This is a genomic window from Herbidospora galbida, from assembly GCF_005233835.1.
GTDB classification, from domain to species: domain Bacteria; phylum Actinomycetota; class Actinomycetes; order Streptosporangiales; family Streptosporangiaceae; genus Herbidospora; species Herbidospora galbida.
In genome coordinates this window covers 1-3,303 of the sequence record NZ_SZQA01000101.1, presented here as the reverse complement: position 1 = coordinate 3,303, position 3,303 = coordinate 1, and the positions used below count along the sequence as shown (strand labels likewise).

Sequence of the window (3,303 nt, the reverse complement as noted above, 5' to 3'; positions counted from 1 at the left end):
GGGGGCAGTTCGCCGGCCGCCGCCCTCGCGCGGAGCGCGGCGCGGTCCCAGGTCGCCGCCACCAGGAGGGGGTCCCGCGCGGTCAGGGCCGCGTCGAAGACCTCCAGGCCCTGTTCGGCGCTCATCGGAGCGATGCCGGCGCGGCCCAGGCGGGCCGTGTCGGCCTCCGACAGCGTGCCGGACATGCCCGATTCGGTGTCCCAGAGCCCCCAGGCGACGGAGACCGCCGGGAGGTTCCTGGCGTGGCGGTGCGCGGAGAGCGCGTCCAGGAAGGCGTTCGCGGCGGCGTAGTTGCCCTGGCCGGGGTTGCCGAGCACGCCCGCCACCGAGGAGAACATCAGGAAGGCGGTCGCGTCGGGGAGGAGTTCGTGCAGGTACCAGGCGGCGTCGGCCTTCGGCGCGAACACGCTGTCCAGGCGGCCGGCCGACATGCCCTCGACGGTGACGTCGTCCAGGACGGCGGCGGCGTGGACGACGGCGGTGACCCGGTGGCCGGCGAGGAGCGCCGCCAGCCGGGTCCGGTCGGACACGTCGCAGGCGGCGACGGTGACGCGCGCGCCCTGGGCCTCCAGCTCGGCGCGCAGCTCGGCCGCGCCGGGCGCGTCGGGGCCCCGCCGGGAGACCAGCAGCAGGTCCGCCACGCCGTGCCGCTCGACCAGCCGCCGGGCGACCAGCGCGCCCAGCCCACCGGTGCCGCCGGTGACGAGCACGGCGCCCGTGCCCAGCCCGGCACCGGATCCGCCTTGGCCCTCGATGCTCCGCCGGGCCAGGCGGGGAACCAGGACCGCGCCGTCGGCCGTCACGAGCTGGGTCTCGCCCGCCGCCACCGCGGCCGCGGCCGAACCCCAGCCGGTGAACCCCTCTTCCACATCGAACAGGACGAATCGCCCCGGATGCTCGGACTGCGCGGAGCGCACCAGCCCCCAGAGCGCGCCGCCCGCCGGCGAACTGCGCGCCCCCCGGGTGACGAACACCAGCCGCGACCCGGAGAACCGGTCGTCGCCCACCCAGGCCTGGATGAGGTTGAGCACCTGGTTCATGCCGTCGTGCGCGCCGTAGGGAAGGTCGTCGTCGTCGGCCTGGATCGGCGCCAGCACGGTGGCGGGGACGCCGCTGACCGACATCTCCGCGACGGACGCCAGGTCATAGCTCCGGGGCGCGATCACCCCGGCCTCGTCGAGCGCCGCGCCGATCTCGTCGGCGAACTCGTCGGGCCCGACGAGAGCCCAGCGCTGGTCGCTCAGGTCGGCGGCCGGCGTCTCCACCTCGACCCAGTCGAGGCCGTACGTCTCCGCGGCGGCCCGCGTCGCGCCCCGGGCCACCCTGCGCAGGTGGAGCGCGTCCACCTCGGCGATCGTGGCCCCGGTCCCGTCGTAGATCGTCAGGGAGTCGCCCGACAGGCGCGCCCTGAGCGAGTCCGCGCCCTGGGCGGACACCCGTACCCCGGCCCAGGAGAAGGGCAGCAGCAGCGTGCCGGGGTCGCGCGCCTCATCGGCGGCCTCCAGCACCAGGAGATGGAGGGCCGCGTCCAGCAACGCCGGATGGAGGGTGAACCCCTCCCCGCGCAGCGGCTCGGGCAGCGCGACCTCCACATAGGTGTCCTCGCCGGACCGCCAGGCGGCGCGCAGGCCCTGGAAGGCGGGGCCGTACCGGTAGCCGTGGTCGGCCAGCCGCTGGTAGGCGTCGGTGACGTCCACGGGCGTGCCGGGCGACCAGGCCGACACCCCGGCCGGTACGGGGGCCGACACCGCGAGCGTGCCCGACGCGTGCCGGGTCCACGGGTTCTCGGAGTCGCCGGCCTGACGGGCGTGGATCGTGAACCCGCGCCGCCCCCGCTCGTCGGCGCGCGCGACCGCGACCTGGACCTCGACCGACCACGCGCCCCGCAGCGGCAGGGGCGCCTCCAGCGTCAGCTCCTCGACCTCCTCGCAGTCCGCGGCGGCCGCGGCGGCCAGCGCGAACTCCAGGAACGCCGTGCCGGGCAGGATCGCCTCGCCGTCGACGACGTGGTCGCCCAGCCAGGACACGCCTCCGCGCGACAGCCGTCCGCTGAGCAGCAATCCGTCGTCGCCGGCCAGCGCGACCACCGCGCCGAGCAGGGGATGTCCCGAGGCGCCCGTCCCCGCCGGAGCGTCGCCGTCGAGCCAGTGGCGGCTGCGCTCGAACGGATACGTGGGCAGGTCGACGTGGTGGCCCGGCCCGTCGCCGAGCGCGGCGGCCCAGTCGATCTCGGCGCCCAGCGTGTACGCGTGGGCGACCGCCGTCAGGAACCGGGCGAGACCGCCCTGGTCACGCCGGAGGGTGCCGGTGGCCCCGCCCGGCCGGTCCGCCGCCGCCAGGGTGTCCTGGACGTGCCCGGTCAGCGTCGGATGCGGGCTGGCCTCGATGAAGATCGAGCCGCCCTCGAACGCCTCGACGGCCTGCTGGAACCGGACCGGGGTGCGGAGGCTGGTGAACCAGTAGTCGGCGGTGAGTTCGGCGGGATCGAGGAACGCGCCGTCGCGGGCCGAGCAGAACGCGACCTCGGTCGGGCGCGGTGTGACGTCGCCGAGCGTGGCCAGCAGTTCCTCGCGCAGCGCCGCGATGTGCGGGGTGTGCGCGGCGTAGTCGATCGCGACCGGCCGGGTCCGCACGGCCTCGCCGCACTCCGCCGCGTACTCCGCCAGCGCGTCGAGGTCGCCGGCGACGACCGTGCTGGCCGGGCCGCTGTACACGGCGGGCCACAACCGGCCGTCCCAGCGCGTCAGATCGATCCGGTCGGCCGGCAGCGACACGGCGAGCATCCCGCCGGTGCCGCCCAGCTTCATCAGCGCCTTGCTGCGCAGCGCCACGACCTTCGCCGCGTCCTCCAGCGACAGCGCCCCCGCGACGTACGCCGCGGTGATCTCCCCCTGCGAATGCCCGACCACGGCCGTGGGGTCCACCCCCACCGACCGCCACAACCCGGCCAGCGAGGCCATCACCGCGAACAGCACCGGCTGGATGACGTCGGAGCCCTCCAGTTTCGGGGCGCTCTCGGCCTCCCGCAGGACGTCCGCCACCGACCAGCCGACATACGGCCTGAGCGCGTCGTCACACCGGGCCAGGTGCTCCCGGAACACGTCGCTGGACGCCAGCAGCTCGACGGCCATCCCGGCCCACTGCGACCCCTGCCCGGGGAACACGAACACCGGCCGCGCCGCGCCCGGGGCGACGCCCGCCACCACGGCCGCGTGCGGCGTGCCGGCGGCGAGGGCCGCCAGTCCTTCGAGGAGGTCCGCCCGGTCCCGCGCCACCACGACGGCGCGGTGCGCGAAGGCCGCC

The 3,303-nt window shown here is 76.2% G+C and carries 1 protein-coding gene; it reads right to left on the bottom strand.

Translation table 11 applies throughout. The features are described 5' to 3' along the window. The coding region (locus tag FDA94_RS38820; protein WP_137252006.1) for an SDR family NAD(P)-dependent oxidoreductase at window positions 1–3,303 on the bottom strand (3,303 nt) is incomplete at both ends.